The organism is Robertmurraya sp. GLU-23 (assembly GCF_052983275.1).
In genome coordinates this window covers 1-18,382 of the sequence record NZ_JBRKCV010000001.1, presented here as the reverse complement: position 1 = coordinate 18,382, position 18,382 = coordinate 1, and the positions used below count along the sequence as shown (strand labels likewise).

The window sequence follows — 18,382 nt, the reverse complement described above, 5'->3', positions numbered from 1 at the left end:
CCAAGTAAAACTCATTAATTTTGGCCAGCAAGCTCTTGCTCTCTTATCCTTAACTCAACACGGCGAATTTTCCCAGAGGTTGTTTTCGGTAGTTCTTTGATAAAATCAATTTTTCTTGGATATTTATAAGGGGCTGTTAACTCCTTGACGTGATTTTGAAGGGTGCTGATTAATTGTGGATCATTTTCATCAATGCCCTCTTTTAAGACAATAAATGCTTTCACCACATTCCCACGCACCTCATCAGGGCTTGCAACCACCGCGCATTCTTTAACGAATGGATGCTTAACCAATGCGTCTTCTACTTCAAATGGTCCGATGGTATAACCAGAGCTAATAATAATGTCATCCCCACGGCCTTCAAACCAAAAGTAACCGTCCTCATCTTTTTTTGCTTTATCACCCGTCACATAGTAATCACCGCGAAACTGCATAGCTGTTCTTTCTGGATCCTTGTAGTAATTTTTAAATAGTGCTGGTGTATCGACGTGAACAGCGATATCTCCTACCTCTCCGACCTCACACGCTTCACCGTACTCATTAATAATTTCTACATGGTTACCTGGAGTTGGTTTCCCCATTGAGCCTGCTTTTAGTTCCATTCCCTTTGTAATACCTACAAGTAATGTGTTCTCTGTTTGCCCATAACCATCACGAACATCGACCTGGAAGTACTTTTTGAATGTATCAATGACATTTCTGTTTAATGGCTCCCCAGCTGATACAGCACTGTGAAGGCTATGCAGTTGATATTCATGTATATTTTCTACCTTTGCCATCAATCGATACTCAGTTGGAGTACAGCAAAGTACGTTTATATTGTAATCTTGCAATAAGCTCAAGTATTTGCTTGGATCAAACTTTCCATTGTAAACAAAACCAGTAGCTCCTGAGCCTAACACTGATAAAAAAGGACTCCAAATCCATTTTTGCCACCCAGGCCCTGCCGTTGCCCATACACGATCTCCTTCTTCTATACATAACCAGTGTGGAGCAGCTGTTCTCAGATGAGCATAAGCCCACCCATGAGTATGAACAACCCCTTTTGGATTCCCTGTCGTTCCTGAAGTATAAGATAAGAAAGCCATATCATCACATCTTGTAGATGCTACTTCTAGTTCTGTAGAAGCTGTCTTCATTTCTTCTTCTAACGTCTTCCACCCTTCTGCTTTTCCACCAATGACAAACCGAGGGATACCTTTACACACATCTATCTCACTAAATTGTTCAATATAAGGATAATAACTTACAACTGCCTTTACGTCTCCGTGTTGAATACGGTATTGAAGGTCCTTTGTACGCAGCATTTCCGAGCTTGGAATAACAACGAGTCCAGCTTTTAGGGCTGCAATATATACCTCGTAGGCTTCAATCAATCGAGGCACGACAATTAAAATAACATCACCTTGTTTTAATCCCTCATTTAAGAAAACGTTTCCAATTTTATTAGCATTCACTAATAATTGTTGATAGGTGATTTGCTGTTTACGTCCCTGCTCATCTTCCCAAATAAGGGCAACTCTTTCGTGATCGTCAGAAAATCGTTCCATTTCACTTACTACATTATATTTTTCAGGTGCTAGTAAATCTTCTCGTTTCACTGCCTCTCCCCCTAAAATATTTTCTATGTACTGTCCCTGATGTCACACATGTTATTATACAAAATTATTTTAAAATTTAAAATTGTTTTATAACAAATAAAAGAGGCACCCCGTTTAAGGGAATGCCTCTGTAGCCATTTCTCTATTTAGTTGGAGTGATTATTGTCTTCCGCTCATAGACTGTTGAGCAAAAGAAACTAGGCGTTTTGTAATTTCTCCACCAACAGATCCGTTAGCACGAGAAGTTGTTTCAGCACCTAAGTTAACACCAAACTCAGTAGCGATTTCGTACTTCATTTGGTCGATAGCTTGTTGAGCACCTGCTACAAGTAATTGATTTGAATTGTTGTTGCTTGCCATGTGAATCACCTCCTTGTGAGTATAGAATGTGTCAAACACATGGCCTTCATTCAAATAATCACTTGGAAATTGTTCACAATTACGTTAGAATAATTCTCCAAATATTTGATCCTTTTTATTGTGATCTGGTTTTATTTGAATGGTTTCAACTTTATCAACTGCTTCTTGAATTAGCTGCTCAAAGTCAACAAAGCCTTCGTAATATTGAACCTTTTCAAGCTTTGGTTTTGTTTTCGGGGCTGCAGGGACAAAAACAGTACAACAGTCCTCATAAGGCTGTATCGAAATATGATGGGTATCAATCGTTTTTGCGATATTAATTATTTCAGACTTATCCATAGTGATTAAAGGTCTTAATATCGGTGTGGATGTAACATCATTAATCGCAAGCATGCTTTCTAAGGTTTGACTAGCTACTTGGCCTAAGCTTTCTCCCGTTACGATGGCTAATCCTTCAAATTTGCGGCGAATTTCTTCAGTTATTCGAAGCATCATCCGTCTAGTTGCCGTCATGGTATAGTTCTCAGGTATTTGCTTTTGTATAAGCTGTTGAATAGCCGTAAAAGGAACGATATGGAGAGTAAAGTAACCGCCATTTAGTAAAGACAACTTTTCTGCTAATTCAACTACCTTTTGTTTGGAACGCTCACTAGTAAAAGGGGGACTAAAGAAATGAACAGCCTCTATTTCAACCCCTCTTTTCATGGCCATATAGCCAGCAACTGGGCTATCAATTCCACCAGATAGCATCAACATGGCCTTTCCGCTAGATCCGATAGGCATACCACCTGCCCCCATAATCGTCTCGATTGAGAGATAAACAGCTTCTGTACGTACCTCAACCTGAACATTAATGGTTGGATTTTTCACATCTACCTTTAAGTCAGGGACATTTTGTAAAATGTGAGAACCAAGAGCATAATTTAGTTGCCCCGTATCAAGAGGATATTCCTTATTTGCCCGTCTCGTTGAAATTTTAAAAGTATCTCCTACACTATATTTGTTTAAGAATAATTGTAAAGCCGCATCCTTAATTTCCTCGAGCTCCAAGCTAGTCTTAATAACCGGACTAAAGGACTGAATGCCAGGAAGGATTTTTAACTTCTCGATAATTCCCTCACCATTTTCCCCATTTAACAAAATATACATACGGTCCCTAGTGGTCTCAATAATGATGTTTGGAAAGTCTGTTAGTGCACGCTTAGCACTTCTTTTCAACTTTTCAACAAACTTCGTACGATTTCTTCCCTTAGTTGATATCTCTCCGTACCTTATTAAAATTCGATCATAATTCATTAGTGCATAACCTCTCTTAGTTCAGTAACTGTTGTTTGTATGATTGAAATCACCTTATTTGCCTCTTCAAGTGTGTTTTCATACGATAAGCTCATGCGAATCGCACTTTCTGCGACGTCCTTTGAGACATTCATAGCCAATAGCGTATGGCTTATGGCCTTCTTTTTTGAAGAACACGCACTTGTCGTCGAGACGATTAACCCTTTCTCTTCTAACGCATGTACAAATACTTCTCCTCTAAAACCTTTTACAGAGAAATTTATGATATGAGGAGCTCGGCCTTTGCTTGGAGTATGAATGACAATATCTTCAAGCATTTTTAGTTCTTTAAGTAGATAACTTTGAATTTCGGATATTTGGGCCAACTTCGTTTCATAACTTTGTAAAGTTAATCGCAATGCTTTTGCCATTGAGACAGCACCGGCAACATTCTCCGTCCCACTTCGAAGCTTCCATTCTTGATTTCCTCCTGAAAAAAGTGGAGAAATATGGACTCCTTCACGAACGACTAACAATCCTGTTCCCTTTAACCCATTAAATTTATGTGCTGATATCGAGCAGAGATCAATATGGTGTTTTTGAATATCGAGAGCTACTTTTCCAACCCCTTGTACAAAATCCACATGAAATAATATCTTTGAATATCCTTTTAGCATGTCGCCGATTTCTTCAATAGGCTGAATGGTACCAACCTCATTATTGACATGCATAATCGACACTAATATCGTATCGTGACAGATGGCCTCTTCTATTTCAGTAACAGAAACTCTACCTTCCGCATCAACTGGAATGACCGTTATTCGAAACCCTAACTCCTTCAGCTGCTGATACGCTTCTCTTACGGAAGCGTGCTCAACCGCTGATGTAATAATATGTTTCCCTCTGTTTCGATACATAAGTGCTGTACCTTTAATTGCTAAGTTATTGCTTTCCGTACCTCCTGATGTAAAGTAAACCTCGCTCGGATTTACCTGTAATAGCTCACCTATTTGTTTTCTAGCTTGAGTTAACAAGCTCTCCGCTTCTACACCTAATCGGTGAATAGACGACGGATTACCAAAAAAATCACTTGAAACTTTTACAAATGAATCCACAACTTCTGGAAATGGTTTCGTGGTTGCACTGTTATCAAAATAAATCATGTCTGAAAACCCCTTTTTCTTACCAATCACGGGTAAACTCAACTAACAATGTTATCATATAAATGACAATCAGGAAAACGAATAGGAAAAGACCGCTTCAACAAAAGCGGTCTTTTCCATTTAAACCTCTACCGTTTCTTGTAATAACGCTTCAATCCGCTTTAATGCACCAGGCTCTACTTCCTCAATAGAGGTTGCTGCAACTTCCAGTGCTGCTTGATAGTCATAGCTTCTAAACGCAATTTCCGCATCTACCAAAGCTTTTTGTACTGCCGGATAACTGCTCCGGTATCTATTGCCATACTGTATTACCTTTTCAGATAAAAGAACCGTTTCAATGAGCTGAGAGGTATGGTCAAATACTTTATCTACCGTCATTACAGCCACCTCTAAATATTTTTGAACGGTAGGGATATTTAATGGCTTTTCTTCTAACTTTGATTTCACATTAAAAATGCTCTCTCTTGCATCCTCTAATAAATAACGATATTCTTCTGGAAGACCTGGAATATTACTTTTATTTACAAGGCGAATGCAATCAGCAATTTTTTTGGAAAGTTCAACTACCGTCTCCCGTGCGGCAATTTCATCTTTTCTAAGTGTTTGTAGTCGTTCAGCGTATTCTTTTTGCTCAACAGTTAATTTTTCAAGCTCCAGCTTTAACTCAGCTAGCTCATCCTTTAGTATCGTAAGAGCCGTTTCATCAGCTACAATTTTGTGTTCTAATACTTCAAAACGTTTCATTAACTGAGCTAATTTCTTTTCAAACTGCACTTGCCCTTCGACTTCGCTCTCTTCAAGGTGATAACTCTGCAGGACTTCCTGCACTTCAACCTTTAGTACATTATTTTCTTCTTTTACTGCAAATAACATGCTTCTTGTTGGCTCTTCGTTTTCTATAACAAACCGTTTGGCGTTAACCTCTTGTTCCAATTGATCATAAATTACTTCAATTTTTTCCTTTACTTCATCTATTTTCTTTTGAAGCTCATCAATCTCCGTTTGTTCAATCAACTCCAAACATTCATTTACTTCTGAATGAAGTTTTTCTAACTCCTCTTCAAAATGAAGATGTTCTAGCGGATAGCCTTGATTTTGCATCTCACGGAATCCGTCTCTCAGATTCTCGATTTCTGAAGGAATACTTGATTGGCATTCAATGAGTAAATTTGGAATAGCATCCATCTTCTTGCTCAATTCATCTGTTTTTGACTGAATTAAAAGCACAACCTCACGAGCTTGCAGATAATCGCCGTTTTCTGTTCTTTCCTCAAAATTAGTAAAGCATGCTACTATTTCATCTAGAAGGATTTCTAACTTTGCTTCAGCACGTCCAAAATTATGACGGTGTGCAAGTAGAGTTTTACGGCGCTCACGATACACCTCTTTTAACTCTTCAATTTCTATTCTATTTTTCTCTTCACTTCCAACCAATTCATTGATTTCGTCAAGTAATTTTTGAATTTTTTCTTCCGTTTCTTTTAAATGAGAATCAATGGCACGCTGAACCTGTTTGGCTTTATTAAAGCGGTAGCGGTCAATGTATTCCTCCGCATCAAATAGATACTCTTCTACCTCTGGAAGCTGACTGGTTACGATGTCATCCCAATCATTTCTCCAGTTCTCAAATAGTTCTTCTGTTTCACCCGTCATATTAAGCTGTTTTACCTTCGACATTTCATCAAGGACCGGGCGATTCGTTATATCTATTTTCCAGTTCTCCAGACGGTCAATTTCTTTATAAAGCTTTTTTTTCATCGTATATCCAATCACGTACAGAGCTAGTAAAAGAACTAAGCCCCCGATTATGTACTCCATGTTAAGCCCCCTGTTCTCATCCGAGCTACATTTATGTTATCTATAATAAAGGTTCATATAAATGTATTTTCAATGCTCTTATGATACCATGTAAACGACATTTTTTGACTATTAATTTCAAATTTTTTGTACTAAAATTTATTTACAATCACTTCAGCTACATCACATCTCTTTTTTCGACAAATACTGCAAAATTATAAACAAGGAGGCTTTCTCAACATGCGTGATGGTCATGTCCATTCAAAGTTTTGTCCCCATGGTTCAAAAGATGCTTTTCATACCTATATAGAGCACGCAATGGAACTTGGATTTACCACTATCTCATTTACGGAACACGCTCCCCTTCCTGCTGGATTTACCGATCCAACTCCACTTAAAGACAGCGCTATGAAAATGGAGGATTTACCGGCATATTTAGAAGAGCTAGCTGTTCTAAGAGAAAAATATAAAGGAAAGATTACCATACATACTGGTTTAGAAGTAGATTTCATTGAGGGATTTGAAAAAGAAACAACAGAATTTCTAAACAAATACGGTCCATTACTGACAGATAGTATTTTGTCAGTCCATTTTTTAAAGCATGAAGGAGAATATGATTGTTTAGATTATAGTCCTGACGTATTTGGTGATCTGATTAACCGTTATGGTGGGATAGAAAAAGTATATGAAGCCTACTACCGAACGCTTTTACTATCCATAAAATCTAATTTAGGAAGGTATAAGCCTAAACGTATCGGGCATATAACTTTAGTGAATAAATTCCAAAAAAAATATCCTTGTTCAGTTAACTTTAACAAGGAAATACAAAGTATTTTAATAGAAATAAAACAAAAAAACTACGAGCTCGATTATAACGGCGCAGGTACAGCAAAGCCGTTATGTCGGGAACCATATCCACCAACAGAGATAGCTAACCAAGCCATTCAATTAAAAATTCCGATGGTATATGGATCGGATGCTCATCAGGCGAAGGAACTCCTTCAAGGGTACGAGCAATTACTAAGAAATTAAAACACTAATTCCTTTGGATGGTGGGGTGTTAATACACCTTCAATCCAGTTATTGATTTCACCAATATATTTCTGTGTAAAATACGGTTCATGAGGAAAAACATGAAGAACCTCTGAGAGATAATGGGTATTTAGAAAAGGCATGGATAAAAGCGATTTGAGTTGGACAATAGTAAAAGTAACAGACACTTGTCTGAACTCTCCTGTTATGATTCCTTCCTCAATAACCGCTTTAAAATAATACTTTTCCTTTGCAAAGTACGTACTCATTATTTCTCGAACGGTTTGTGAATCAATGGACATTTCTCTTAAAATTAATCTTGTCAGCTGCATGTTCTCCGTGTGGTAATTAATAATGCTTTCAGCCATTTTCTGAAGTGTTGCCTTTGCTCCTTGGTCAATACATAAAAACGCTGATTCAAGTTCTGCAATATACGCTTCAAAATACTTTAAAAAGCAATACTCAAGTAGACCATGTTTATTCTGGAAATAGTAGGAGATGTTAGAGACGTTGCTGTTTGCCTTTTGGGCAATATCTCGAATCGTTGTTCCTGAAAACCCCTTCGTGTTAAAAAGATAAATCGCTGCCTCGACAATGGAATCCTTTGAATTTTTCTTCATTTGGAACCACCTCCATCTCTTAATCACAGAAAATAGCCTTATGTATAACATTCTTTATTCGACATTTGTTCTCCTGTATAAAAAACTCGACAAAGTCTTCATATTTTCGCTAAAATATGATAATTACCTATGTGTTTTGGAGGGAAGGAAATGTTTGAAGTAAAAAATTACGAAGGGACGAGAGAGGAAAACTATCGTCTATTAATAAAACAACTGAAGGCGCTTCTCGAAGGTGAAACAAACTCGATTGCCAATTTAAGCAATGCGTCATCTCTTTTAAATCAATTTTTGTCTGACGTTAACTGGGTTGGTTTTTACTTAATGGACGGGGACAAAGAATTAGTGCTCGGACCATTCCAAGGCCTGCCTGCATGTGTAAGAATTCCTCTTGGCAGGGGTGTTTGCGGAACTAGTGCGAAAGAAAGAAAGACGATTTTAGTTGAGGATGTCCATCAATTCCCAGGGCATATTGCATGTGATGCAGCTTCTCAATCAGAAATTGTTGTTCCTATGATAAAAGAAGGACAACTTCTGGGAGTTCTAGATATAGATTCACCTAACAAGAAACGTTTTGACACTCTAGATCAAAGAATGATTGAGCAATTTGTTGAAGAATTAATCAATCATTTATAAAAGAGGCAGATGGTCTGCCTCTTATTTATATTAAAGCGTTCAAAGCTTGATTCAAATCTTCCTGAATATCTTCCCATGCTTCTAACCCGACCGATAACCGTATCAAATTATCTTGTATCCCCATCTTTTCTCTCTCTTCTTTCGGAACAACTGAGTGGGTCATCGTTGCTGGGTGCTGTATTAAGGTTTCGGCATCACCAAGACTAACAGCAATCTTGATTAACTGTAACCGGTTCATGAACTTCTGTGCTTCTTCCACCCCTCCATGCAATGTAAAAGATAGTAATCCGCCTGCCTGACGCATTTGCTTTTGCATAATTATATAGTCTGGATGCTTACTATCCCCTGGGTAGAATACTTGATTAACGGCCACATGCTCACTTAAAAACGATTGGATCTTCCTAGCATTCTCACAATGCCGATCCATTCTTATCGGCAAGGTTTTTAACCCTCTCAATAGCAACCATGCATCAAACGGAGAAATAATTCCTCCAATATCTTTTTGTGTGGTCATTGCCACCTCTTGAAGAAAATCACGCTTTCCAACAACAATGCCAGCAATCACATCCCCATGCCCACAAATATATTTAGTTGCACTATGAACAACTACGTCACAACCAAGCTCAAGAGGTGTCTGCAAGTAAGGAGAACAAAACGTATTATCGACAACAACCGGAATCCCTTTTTCTTTTCCAACTGTAGCAATCATCTCTAGGTCAACAAGCTTCATGGTTGGATTGATTGGGGTTTCCACATAAATGCACGTGGTTTCGGGCTTGATAGCTTGTAAAATTTGTTCCTTTGTTTCCATTTCTGAAAAGGTAGATGTGATTTGATATTTATGATTTAGCATCTTAAGCAAACCAAAAGTACAACCGTATACACCTTGAGAACAGAGAACATGGTCACCTGCTTTCGTAAGAGAAACTAATACAGCCGACACGGCAGCCATTCCTGAACCAAATGCTAGAGCGGCTTCCCCTTTCTCAATCGCTGCCATTCTCTCTTCTAGTATTGAAACGGTTGGATTACCTAAACGGGAGTAAATATATCCTGAATCTTCTCCAGCAAACCTTTTTTCACCTTGCTCTGCTGTTTCAAAACAATACGTTGATGTCTGAAAAACAGGCGGAACTAAACTACCTTCAAATGAACTAGCATCATAGCCATGATGAATCACTTCTGTTTCAATTTTAAAAGACTTTTTCTCTCCCATATGCTCCTCCTTGATTTGTAAACGCTTACAGTTTTGTCGTAATTCTCTCTTTACTAGCATATGTGGTACTATCCAATTGGAAAGTAAAAAGGAGCTCGAAATTTGAGCTCCTTTTACTGAGAGGGGACATTTTCTTGAACCACAACTCGATCCTTGCCTGTATCCTTTGCCACATAAAGGGCTGTGTCCGCTCGCTTAAACAGGTTTGTAAAGTTATCTGGATTGTCCACATTCCAATACGAAACCCCACATGAAATGGTTATTGATGGCTTAGATAATTCCCTTACTTTATCTACTAACCGGTTTGCAATACCTATTCCCACCTCGAGTGGGATACGTGGTAGGTAAACAGCAAGTTCCTCTCCACCCCAACGGGCACCAATATCGCTTTCTCTTATATTGCTTTTTATAATATCCGCGACTTGAATAAGGATTTCATCCCCCACTTGGTGACCATATTTATCGTTAACACCTTTAAAATTATCAATATCAATTAAAAGGAAGGTTCCTTGCTGATCGTCATCAAGTGATTCATGAACTTTCGCATCTAAATAGTTCCTTGAATACAGCTTCGTTAAATGATCTGTAACAACCATTTTTTCTAATTCTTCTCTAAGCATGGAATTTGTAAAAGCTAAGGTAGAATGATGAATTAATGACTGCATCAACTTAAAGATCTCGAATGAAAAATGATACGGCTCGGTATGCATAACGAGAGCTATCCCTTTAATTACTCCGGATTGTACCATTGGAACCGCCATAATAGAACGATATTGTTTCACATCATGATCGAGGTTTATTTCTACATCACCAATAAAAATGGAATCATGTTCTTTCTTCAATCTGTCGACTACGTATTGAACGTATGCCATGGAAGCTTCCGTATCAAAAAATGGTGTCGAACCTGCTAATACGCTAATTGGTCTCAAATCCGGTGATAGCCATACAAAGCAAACCTCTTCCGCATCAAACGACTGAACAATTTGTTCCGTCATGTATGACATTGTTTCGGTCAATCGTAAATTAGAATTTAAACGATGAGAAGTCTCATTGATCAGTTGTAGGTCAGCTATTAATCGTTTTGATTGCTGATAGAGCTGTGCATTTTCAAGCGCAGAACCAGCGGTATTCGCTAATAGTTTTATAAACTCCACTTCGTTACTTGGAAACGTCAATGTGTCTGGAGCAATGACTTGGAGTACTCCGTATACACCTTGTTTTCCTTTTAAAGGTGCATAAAGAATAGAACGTCGTTCGTTCAAAGAATCCTCCATTTGGATCGTACCAGTAACATAGGCTTCCATAGCTGCTAAATTTTCACTATCATATTCTAAATCCTTAATTGGCAGTTCGCTATGATTATCATTGTCATGAGACAGCATTAAATAGTACGTAAAACTCGGATATACTTCTTGAAGCGTATAGATAATCTCACCTAACACAGCATCCATATCCATTGTCGAATGAAATTTTTCATTCACGCGAAATAGCTGTTTATAACGTTTCTCTTCCATGACAATTTTGTATAATTCTTGAGCCTTCTGTACAAATGACGAGCACACTGTCGCAAATGGTTCAAACCACTCTTGATTGGAAGGGGTAATGAACTCTTGATTCCCTTTTAAGCATAAAACACCTAAATTCCTGCCCGATTTCACAAGCGGAATTAGGACTTGGTAATCCTTAAAGTTCATATCTGTTGGGGAAAAATCGATCGTTTTCAATGAACTTAACCAGTCACTTGAATCCTTGGATGGTGTAACCCCTATAATGTTTTCGTTTGTAGAAACTTCAAATGAAAATTGATTCTTCCAAGCATGACAAATGAACAAAGTAACTTCATCAACCTCGAGCATGTTTTGAATCGTGTTAAGCATGGTCTTTAATACATTTTGATAGTGAAAAGCTCCCGACTCCGTTTCGATTAGATCAAAGAACTGACTTTTAAGTGTTTCAATTGATTTATCAGTAAGAAATCTCATTACGTCATCACCTAATACCTTAGCTGGTTTGAAACCATTTGATCCCATCCCGCATGAAATATATATTAATTGTTCATTGTCGAAATTATTATCTCTTGATCAGTAATAACAAGCCACAGGGAACCGTCCGTAGATAAGGATAATAGATGCTTAATCTTCCTCTCGCCCACATCGAACTGCTTGTCTCCCCATTGAACCATGGTGTGTCCACCTTCTTTTTTTTCGATCAAGTTTGATTGTTCTACAGATTTACGTTCTCTATACTCAGGTGATCGTGTAGCTTGTTTCAAATCACTTGTAAAATAGTTCCACCGTCCGTCAATTTTCACCCATACACCTATACGCTTTTGATCTAAAGAAATCATCGTTGGCTTTCCATCTAAGGTGACTGCCTTTCTTGTCTTAAATAGATAGTTATCATCTATTTGAATCTCATATTCAGCTAATATATAGTTGTTTTCTTGTTCTTTTGCTAAAACGATGATAGGATTATCTTCTTTACTTAGACTTTGATGGAGGACTGTAACAAGTGGAGGGTTATTTTTTTCTCTTTGTTCACTATATTTATAGTACAATGCTCCTATTGTAAAACTAATACAAATAAAAAGCAAAAGAAATCGTACTCTTCTTTCTTTCCTAGTTTCACGCACTTTAACCACTCTTTTTCTTAATTAGATTATACCATAATAACAATCATTCTTTAGATAATAACATATTCCTAAAAAATAAAATTTCCTTGACTTTCTACCACTTTAAAATATATAATATTCTTTGTGTAAAATAGCGCAGCATATGTGAACGCCTTTATGAATACATTTTGTTCCTCAATAGAAGAATTTCCTTCTAGGATGGGGTATCGGTAACCCTTGAGCTGCTAGGGCGAAGGTACATGAAAACAAAATGGTCATACTGCTTGTGAACACTACTGTTTTTATTTTACAACAAAATAAAAACACGAGGAGGAGTCATTCATGGCTCGTTATACTGGCCCAAGCTGGAAATTATCACGTCGTCTTGGAATCTCTCTAAGCGGCACTGGTAAAGAATTAGAAAAGCGTCCTTACGCTCCTGGACAACATGGTCCAAACCAACGCAAGAAGTTATCTGAATACGGTTTACAATTACAAGAGAAGCAAAAGCTTCGTCATATGTATGGAGTAACTGAGCGTCAATTCCGTAACCTTTTTGACAAAGCTGGTAAGATTTCTGGTAAGCACGGTGAAAACTTCATGGCTCTTTTAGAGTCTCGTTTAGATAACGTAGTATACCGTTTAGGTCTTGCTCGTACTCGTCGTCAAGCTCGTCAGCTTGTTAACCACGGTCACATTTTAGTAAATGGCAAGCGCGTTGATATCCCATCATTCCGCGTATTACCTGGTCAAACAATTTCTTTACGTGAAAAGTCACGTAACCTTGACATCGTTAAAGAAGCAGTTGAAGTGAACAACTTCGTACCTGATTTCTTAACTTTCGATGCTGACAAATTAGAAGGTACATTCACTCGCTTACCTGAGCGTTCTGAATTACCTGCTGAAATCAACGAAGCTCTTATCGTTGAATTCTACTCTCGTTAATAAAAAGAGATCCAGCGAATGTTCGCTGGATCTTTTTTTATTATTCTGCTTTACTTTCTTTTAAATCCTCTGCTAACTGATCAATACTTTGTCTTACATTCCCTTTACCAGCAAAAGTCTCTAGCAGATTTTTCACATCAATTCCTGATGAAGCTTTTAATGTTTCCTGTAAAGAAGACATCAAGTTGGTTGCATAACCTGTCACTTTATTCGCTCCGCCACCTTCACCACCACCTGTATCAACAACGGTGATTTTATCTATATTAGATAGTGGGCTTGCAATTTCCTTCGCGTATTCCGGAAGCATCCTTACGATCATATCCATAACAGCTGCTTGACCGTACATATCAAATGCCTCTGCAATCTTGCGCTTCGCTTCTGCCTCAGCCAAACCTTTCAAGCGAATAATCTCAGCTTCCGCTTCCCCTTGCGCTCGCTCTGACTCTGCTTTAGCAAGTCCATCTAAACGTACCTTTTCAGCATCCGCTTTTGCCATCGCCTCGATGCGGTATTTATTCGCATCCGCTTCGGCAAGCTGTTTTGCCTTATCAGCCGCCGCCGCTTGTTCAACCGCATATCGGTCAGCATCCGCTTTTTTCTTCACTTCAGAATCATATTGTCTTTCTCTACGCTGAATTTCTTTCTCTTCTAATTCAATTTGCTTTTGACGCTCGATGATTTTGATTTGCATTTCATGCTCTGTAACTTCTTGCTTGGCTCTTGCCGTTTCAAGATCATACGCTTGGTCAGCTCGTGCTTTCGCAATATCCTGTTCCCGACGATACTCAGCAATTTTCATTTGATTCACTTTTTCAGCCTCAGCAATTTCTGTGGCTCTTTCAAGTTCTGCCTTCTGTGCGTCTTTTGCTGCTTCTGCACGCTTAATTCGGGTTTCTTTTTCTGCCTCAGCAGTCGCAATGTCTGCATCTCTTTTTACCTGGGCAATTCTTGGCTTACCTAATGAATCCAAGTATCCATTTTTGTCTCTAACATCCTTGATTGTAAAGGATACGATGACAAGTCCCATTTTTGCTAAGTCTTGTGAAGCCACTCTCTGTACTTCTTGGGAAAACTTATCACGGTTCTTGTAGATTTCCTCCACGGTCATCGAGCCGAGAATTGAACGTAAATGACCTTCTAAGACTTCCTTCGCTTCGTTTTCTCGGTCTTCCTTCGCTTTCCCTAAAAACTGTTCTGCTGCTGTCGCGATTTCTTCGATGGATCCCCCAATCTTAATAATCGCAACCCCATCAGCCATAACAGGAACCCCCTGCTCGGTATACACTTCAGGTGTCGTTACTTCAAGTTTGCTAGAAAGCAAGCTCAATGGTTCTGCTTGTTGGAACACTGGGAAAATAAATGCTCCGCCACCTCGTATAATTTTAATACGATTTCCTGACTCATCCACATGTACATTTTTATTACCTAAATAACTTCCTGTAACGATTAGGGCTTCATCAGGTCCAGCCGTACGATATTTTGTAATGAATACAGCAATAAGTGCAATTAGTAAAAAGGCAACAATGCCTCCTACGATAAAAATGGGTAACATAGACATCTCTCCTTAAGTAAAAAATAGCTTTTCTGTTTTCTCGTAATGTGCAACATGCAAAACTCCATTCTTCACATCAATCACCAACACCTTTTGTCCTTCAGCAATCACTTCATTCTCAAAGCTCACCGCTGGTTTCGAAATCGTCCCACTGCTGCTTTTTATCACAACCTCACCAAATCCGTCTTGCGGAATGGGAATAATTACCGTTCCTACTCTCCCTTTTAATGAATCTGAAGTATACACAAGCGATTCCTCCGCAGAAGACAATGGAACAAGCACAAAGATATTTAAGAGAATATCTAATATAAAAGCAATGACAATGGAGATAAAAAGAATCACCAAACTATTTAACGAAGTAATTAACTCCAATAAATAACCTGAAGCTGATAAAAAGGTGAGAAACGCAAGAATAAGTGTTGGATTCAAAAAATCAAGTGCAGCTTCTGCAATATCCCCAAAGAAAATGTACAGCACCGTAAACGCACCCGAAACAATCAGTGTTGTTAAATAAATCGTCTGGATTGGATAACCAAATAGCTCCATTTATATCACCTCTTTTATAAAACTGAAATCTCCTTTCGTATGTAGTTAATAAGTAATACGAAAGTTGCAGGAAAAGGTTTCAAAAAATTCCCTATTGGTAGTTTAAAAGGGTTTTACCATATATAGCATGGTAATGAGGATCATTTGTATGGAGAAACGCCACAGAAATGAAGTTCATCACGGCAATGAAGATCATTGGGATGGAGAAACGGTACAGAAATGAAGTTCATCACAGCAATGAAGATCATTGGGATGGAGAAATGCCACAGAAATGAAGTTCATCACAACGATGAAGATCATTGGGATGGAGAAACGGTACAGAAATGAAGTTCATCACGGCAATGAAGATCATTGGGATGGAGAAATGCCACAGAAATGAAGTTCATCACGGCAATGAAGATCATTGGGATGGAGAAATGCCACAGAAATGAAGTTCATCACAACGATGAAGATCATTGGGATGGAGAAATGCCACAGAAATGAAGTTCATCTCCGAAATGAGTATATTTGGTTGATGAAATACCACCCAAATGATGTAATCTTATACCTTATATACAAAGAATCAAAATTCATTATCATAGTATTTCTCTAAGCTACTACTCGTAATAAGCCCATTGGTGTATTCCAACTATTTTGAAGTTTTTTTCAAGGTATCTTCTAACCCTCTGCTTTGATATAACTTCGTTACACCATAAATATATTTCGTTAGTACTGAATTTCCTATTCGGAAATAGTAGCTTATAGTCTTTCACACTTCGTAATATCGCTAACGATAGATTTTCTTCATAACCACATTCATGACATATACAACTCCTCCCTCTTACTGAAACAGAAAAAGAATGACACTTTTCACAAATAATTCCCTTCCGAACCTCATCATAACTATAGCTCGGCAATTGCTGATAGGGAGATTCAGTTAGATGAAGCGATTTTAATTTTTCTGCTAATACCTTGTGCTTTCCGTTTAATTTGGATGGAGTGTTGTTTACTCTATTTAGGAATCGTTTAACTTGAGCTGGGAGAATAAGGGGTTTTCCAAGAGGAGCTTGATACAAAGAGAATTCTGGGTTAATAAAAATGACCTTTCCGTTTATTGGAGAATGGTAGCCGAGGTGGAGAAATAACTGTCGTAATAAAGTTTCACTTCTACTTAATTGGGGAAGAGGATTGGTCACTTCCTTTTTGTTTGTAAGATACAATTTGTCGACTTCATAATAATAATCTCTTTCAAAATTCTTGACCTCAAAAATATGAACGGTGTTAGAAGTAATCATCAGTGCGTCAATTTGAAAGACGGTGTGATTAATTCTTAGTAATAAATCGTTCAAAATCAAACACTGACACTCAAGCTTTTCTGTCATTGAATCAAAGAGTACCTCCCCCTCGTATCCTTTTCTTAAGACCAAATAATGTTGTTTGTCTTTTTCCGTTAAACTCATTCGTTTGTTTAAGGAATCAAGTATCAACAACTCTGCTGATTCACTTCGGGATTTGTATATCATTGTCCACATCCTTTCGTTTCTTTAATTATATAATTGTTTTTATTGCCTCCCACCTACATGATTGTCTATTTTATTACAACCTAAATAAAGACCGCTTAATCAGCGGTCCCAACATTCATTAGTATTTAATCAAAAAGTACTTCTTCTTGCCACGTCGAATAACTGTAAATTCTCCGTCAATGCGGTCTTTTTCGTCTAATGTGTATTCGAGCTCATTCACACGGACTCCATTTACAGAAATCGCACCATTTGTTACGTCTTCACGTGCTTGACGCTTCGACTGTACAATTCCCGCATTTACAAGTAATTCAACGATGTTCAGGCTGCTGCCTTGCTCGTAAGTAAATGAAGGTACATCCTTGAAGCCTTGTTTAATTTCGCTTCCTGTTAAGCTTTGAATATCACCACTAAATAAAGCGGCGGAAATTCGAATGGCTTGTTGTAATGCCTCTTCACCATGAATCAAACGAGTCATCTCTTCACCTAAAGCTTTTTGTGCCTTACGAAGATGTGGCTCTTCTTGAACGGCATTTTCAAGTTCTTCAATTTCTTCTTTAGATAAGAATGTAAAGAACTTTAAGTATTTCACAACGTCTGCATCACTCGTGTTAATCCAGAACTGGTAAAACTCGTAAGGTGACGTTTTTTCTGGATCTAACCAAACGGCTCCACCTTCCGTTTTCCCGAATTTCGTTCCGTCAGCTTTTGTCACTAGAGGAATCGTTAAACCAAAAGCTTTTGAACCTTCTGGTGACATCTTTCTGATTAACTCAAGCCCAGTTGTGATATTCCCCCATTGGTCGCTTCCACCAATTTGCATTCTACACTCGTGGTTTTTATGCAGGTAGTAGAAATCCATTGCTTGTAAAATGGTGTACGTAAATTCAGTGAAAGAAATTCCCGTTTCTAAACGAGAGGAAATGGTATCCTTCGCCAACATGTAATTGACTCCCACATGCTTTCCAAAATCACGTAAAAACGTAACGATATCCATGGAGCCAGCCCAATCATAGTTATTTACCATAACTGCCCCGTTCTCACCCTCAAAGTTAAACAGTCGATTCAACTGACCCTTGATTCCCTCTACATTCACCTGAACTTGTTCAAGTGTTTGCAGTTTTCGCTCTTCGCTTTTTCCACTCGGATCACCAATTAGACCTGTGGCTCCACCAACTAATACGATAGGTCGATGTCCTGCTTGTTGAAAACGTCTTAATGTTAAAAAAGGTAACAAATGACCAATATGCATGCTGTCAGCTGTTGGATCCACACCACAGTACAACGAAATTTTCTCTTTATCTAAAACTTCTTTTATACCTTCTTCGTCTGTTTGCTGGTAGACAATTCCTCGCCATTGTAAGTCCTGTATTAAATCCATAGAAAGATCCTCCTTAATTGTGAAAAAATCGAGTAGGAGGCGCTTTTTCAGCGCCGACCTCTCACACCACCGTACGTACCGTTCGGTATACGGCGGTTCGAAAGTTTATGAAATAACTTTTGAAAGAGATTTTAATCCTAGATTTCTCCAG

16 protein-coding genes are annotated in these 18,382 nt (G+C 38.2%); 3 read left to right on the top strand and 13 right to left on the bottom strand.

Annotation, left to right across the window (positions count from 1 at the left end):
* Positions 1 to 14: 14 nt before the first annotated feature.
* From mbcS to ezrA, 5 genes are all read right to left on the bottom strand, one after another.
* The gene (mbcS, locus tag ACVBAX_RS00080) at positions 15 to 1,601 is read right to left on the bottom strand and encodes an acyl-CoA synthetase MbcS (RefSeq protein ID WP_447115440.1); all 1,587 of its coding nucleotides are present in this window, start codon (positions 1,599 to 1,601) and stop codon (positions 15 to 17) included.
* A gap of 159 nt (positions 1,602 to 1,760) precedes the next feature.
* Complete coding sequence (locus tag ACVBAX_RS00075; protein ID WP_430776053.1) at positions 1,761 to 1,961, bottom strand: small, acid-soluble spore protein, alpha/beta type; 201 nt, start codon at positions 1,959 to 1,961, stop codon at positions 1,761 to 1,763.
* A gap of 84 nt (positions 1,962 to 2,045) precedes the next feature.
* Positions 2,046 to 3,257: a tRNA uracil 4-sulfurtransferase ThiI gene (gene thiI / locus ACVBAX_RS00070; protein WP_430776054.1), complete on the bottom strand. Its 1,212-nt coding sequence runs from the start codon at positions 3,255 to 3,257 to the stop codon at positions 2,046 to 2,048.
* Positions 3,257 to 4,399, bottom strand: a complete 1,143-nt coding sequence (locus ACVBAX_RS00065) for a cysteine desulfurase family protein (protein ID WP_447115439.1) — start codon at positions 4,397 to 4,399, stop codon at positions 3,257 to 3,259. The genes thiI and ACVBAX_RS00065 overlap by 1 nt, the downstream gene beginning before the upstream one ends.
* Positions 4,400 to 4,519: 120 nt before the next feature.
* Positions 4,520 to 6,217, bottom strand: a complete 1,698-nt coding sequence (gene ezrA, locus ACVBAX_RS00060; RefSeq protein ID WP_447115438.1) for a septation ring formation regulator EzrA — start codon at positions 6,215 to 6,217, stop codon at positions 4,520 to 4,522.
* A gap of 219 nt (positions 6,218 to 6,436) precedes the next feature.
* Between ezrA and hisJ the strand changes: the two genes are divergently transcribed.
* Complete coding sequence (hisJ, locus tag ACVBAX_RS00055) at positions 6,437 to 7,228, top strand: histidinol-phosphatase HisJ (protein ID WP_447115437.1); 792 nt, start codon at positions 6,437 to 6,439, stop codon at positions 7,226 to 7,228.
* Here the strand turns inward: hisJ and refZ are convergent.
* On the bottom strand, positions 7,225 to 7,848 hold the full coding sequence (refZ, locus tag ACVBAX_RS00050) for a forespore capture DNA-binding protein RefZ (protein ID WP_430776058.1): 624 nt from the start codon (positions 7,846 to 7,848) through the stop codon (positions 7,225 to 7,227). The two genes, hisJ and refZ, sit on opposite strands and share 4 nt — an antisense overlap.
* A gap of 150 nt (positions 7,849 to 7,998) precedes the next feature.
* Between refZ and ACVBAX_RS00045 the strand changes: the two genes are divergently transcribed.
* Entirely contained in the window at positions 7,999 to 8,481 is a 483-nt protein-coding gene (locus ACVBAX_RS00045; RefSeq protein ID WP_447115436.1) for a GAF domain-containing protein, read from the top strand.
* Positions 8,482 to 8,506: 25 nt separating this feature from the next.
* Here ACVBAX_RS00045 and megL read toward each other — a convergent pair whose 3' ends face one another.
* The 3 genes from megL to ACVBAX_RS00030 all read right to left on the bottom strand — a co-directional run bounded on the left by megL (position 8,507) and on the right by ACVBAX_RS00030 (position 12,329).
* Positions 8,507 to 9,697, bottom strand: a complete 1,191-nt coding sequence (megL, locus tag ACVBAX_RS00040) for a methionine gamma-lyase (RefSeq protein ID WP_447115435.1) — start codon at positions 9,695 to 9,697, stop codon at positions 8,507 to 8,509.
* A 113-nt stretch (positions 9,698 to 9,810) separates the two neighbouring features.
* Positions 9,811 to 11,679: a diguanylate cyclase domain-containing protein gene (locus tag ACVBAX_RS00035; RefSeq protein WP_447115434.1), complete on the bottom strand. Its 1,869-nt coding sequence runs from the start codon at positions 11,677 to 11,679 to the stop codon at positions 9,811 to 9,813.
* Positions 11,680 to 11,744: 65 nt separating this feature from the next.
* On the bottom strand, positions 11,745 to 12,329 hold the full coding sequence (locus tag ACVBAX_RS00030) for a hypothetical protein (protein WP_447115433.1): 585 nt from the start codon (positions 12,327 to 12,329) through the stop codon (positions 11,745 to 11,747).
* Between the two features lie 321 nt (positions 12,330 to 12,650).
* Between ACVBAX_RS00030 and rpsD the strand changes: the two genes are divergently transcribed.
* Entirely contained in the window at positions 12,651 to 13,253 is a 603-nt protein-coding gene (rpsD, locus tag ACVBAX_RS00025; RefSeq protein WP_119709411.1) for a 30S ribosomal protein S4, read from the top strand.
* Between the two features lie 40 nt (positions 13,254 to 13,293).
* Here rpsD and ACVBAX_RS00020 read toward each other — a convergent pair whose 3' ends face one another.
* From ACVBAX_RS00020 to tyrS, 4 genes are all read right to left on the bottom strand, one after another.
* Complete coding sequence (locus ACVBAX_RS00020; protein WP_430776063.1) at positions 13,294 to 14,805, bottom strand: flotillin family protein; 1,512 nt, start codon at positions 14,803 to 14,805, stop codon at positions 13,294 to 13,296.
* A gap of 12 nt (positions 14,806 to 14,817) precedes the next feature.
* The gene (locus tag ACVBAX_RS00015; RefSeq protein ID WP_447115432.1) at positions 14,818 to 15,351 is read right to left on the bottom strand and encodes an NfeD family protein; all 534 of its coding nucleotides are present in this window, start codon (positions 15,349 to 15,351) and stop codon (positions 14,818 to 14,820) included.
* A gap of 596 nt (positions 15,352 to 15,947) precedes the next feature.
* A complete protein-coding gene (locus ACVBAX_RS00010; RefSeq protein WP_447115431.1) occupies positions 15,948 to 16,853 on the bottom strand; it encodes a nuclease-related domain-containing protein in 906 nt (301 codons plus the stop codon).
* 118 nt (positions 16,854 to 16,971) lie between these two features.
* Complete coding sequence (tyrS, locus tag ACVBAX_RS00005; RefSeq protein ID WP_430776066.1) at positions 16,972 to 18,231, bottom strand: tyrosine--tRNA ligase; 1,260 nt, start codon at positions 18,229 to 18,231, stop codon at positions 16,972 to 16,974.
* Positions 18,232 to 18,382: the final 151 nt, after the last annotated feature.

Excerpts from the sequence above, each read along its gene's own strand:
- ACVBAX_RS00075 (WP_430776053.1), bottom strand. The coding sequence starts at position 1,961 with ATGGCAAGCAACAACAATTCAAATCAATTACTTGTAGCAGGTGCTCAA.
- thiI (WP_430776054.1), bottom strand. The coding sequence starts at position 3,257 with ATGAATTATGATCGAATTTTAATAAGGTACGGAGAGATATCAACTAAG.
- ACVBAX_RS00065 (WP_447115439.1), bottom strand. The coding sequence starts at position 4,399 with ATGATTTATTTTGATAACAGTGCAACCACGAAACCATTTCCAGAAGTT.
- ezrA (WP_447115438.1), bottom strand. The coding sequence starts at position 6,217 with ATGGAGTACATAATCGGGGGCTTAGTTCTTTTACTAGCTCTGTACGTG.
- hisJ (WP_447115437.1), top strand. The coding sequence starts at position 6,437 with ATGCGTGATGGTCATGTCCATTCAAAGTTTTGTCCCCATGGTTCAAAA.
- refZ (WP_430776058.1), bottom strand. The coding sequence starts at position 7,848 with ATGAAGAAAAATTCAAAGGATTCCATTGTCGAGGCAGCGATTTATCTT.
- ACVBAX_RS00045 (WP_447115436.1), top strand. The coding sequence starts at position 7,999 with ATGTTTGAAGTAAAAAATTACGAAGGGACGAGAGAGGAAAACTATCGT.
- megL (WP_447115435.1), bottom strand. The coding sequence starts at position 9,697 with ATGGGAGAGAAAAAGTCTTTTAAAATTGAAACAGAAGTGATTCATCAT.
- ACVBAX_RS00035 (WP_447115434.1), bottom strand. The coding sequence starts at position 11,679 with ATGAGATTTCTTACTGATAAATCAATTGAAACACTTAAAAGTCAGTTC.
- rpsD (WP_119709411.1), top strand. The coding sequence starts at position 12,651 with ATGGCTCGTTATACTGGCCCAAGCTGGAAATTATCACGTCGTCTTGGA.
- ACVBAX_RS00020 (WP_430776063.1), bottom strand. The coding sequence starts at position 14,805 with ATGTTACCCATTTTTATCGTAGGAGGCATTGTTGCCTTTTTACTAATT.
- ACVBAX_RS00015 (WP_447115432.1), bottom strand. The coding sequence starts at position 15,351 with ATGGAGCTATTTGGTTATCCAATCCAGACGATTTATTTAACAACACTG.
- ACVBAX_RS00010 (WP_447115431.1), bottom strand. The coding sequence starts at position 16,853 with ATGATATACAAATCCCGAAGTGAATCAGCAGAGTTGTTGATACTTGAT.
- tyrS (WP_430776066.1), bottom strand. The coding sequence starts at position 18,231 with ATGGATTTAATACAGGACTTACAATGGCGAGGAATTGTCTACCAGCAA.